Annotated in this window: 2 protein-coding genes; one reads left to right on the forward strand and one right to left on the reverse strand. The window is 63.2% G+C overall.

Translation table 11 applies throughout. The features are described 5' to 3' along the window. A partial coding sequence (locus E4P29_RS25790; protein WP_135048125.1) for an NAD-dependent epimerase/dehydratase family protein occupies nt 1-323 on the reverse strand: 323 nt, incomplete at its 3' end. A 115-nt stretch (nt 324-438) separates the two neighbouring features. Between E4P29_RS25790 and E4P29_RS25795 the strand changes: the two genes are divergently transcribed. Then, a partial coding sequence (locus E4P29_RS25795) for a sugar phosphate nucleotidyltransferase (protein WP_245154281.1) occupies nt 439-546 on the forward strand: 108 nt, incomplete at its 3' end.

Here is a 546-nt window from a genome sequence, read left to right on the forward strand (position 1 = left end):
ACCGCGTTGAGCAGGGTGGTGGTTCCGATGACGTTGGTGTGCACGAACGGCCACGGGTCGGTCAGGGAGTTGTCGTTGTGGGATTCGGCGGCGAAGTGGACGACGAGATCGGTCTCGCGGACGAGGCGGTCGACGAGATCGGCGTCGGCGATGTCGCCGTGCACGAAGTCGATGCGGTCGGCCAACGGCTCGAGGGATGCCTTGTTGCCGGCGTAGGTGAGCTTGTCGAGCACGGTGACCTGGGAATCGGGGCGCTGCGCGAGGGTCTGATGGACGAAGTTCGCGCCGATGAACCCGGCCCCACCCGTGACGAGAATTCTCATGAACAAGAACGGTACCGGGCACTCCCGTCAAGCACGTGACGTAGCGCCGGAGCTAACAAAGGCGCACTCGTCTGCACCGCGCGTTCAGCGACGTTCTCTGGAAGACTTCGGGCTCATGCGGGGAATCATTCTGGCGGGCGGCACGGGCTCACGGCTTCATCCGATCACGATGGGCGTCAGCAAACAGCTGGTCCCGGTCTACGACAAACCGATGATCTACTAC

The sequence above is a fragment of the Rhodococcus sp. 1R11 genome (assembly GCF_004563845.1).
GTDB lineage: Bacteria > Actinomycetota > Actinomycetes > Mycobacteriales > Mycobacteriaceae > Rhodococcoides.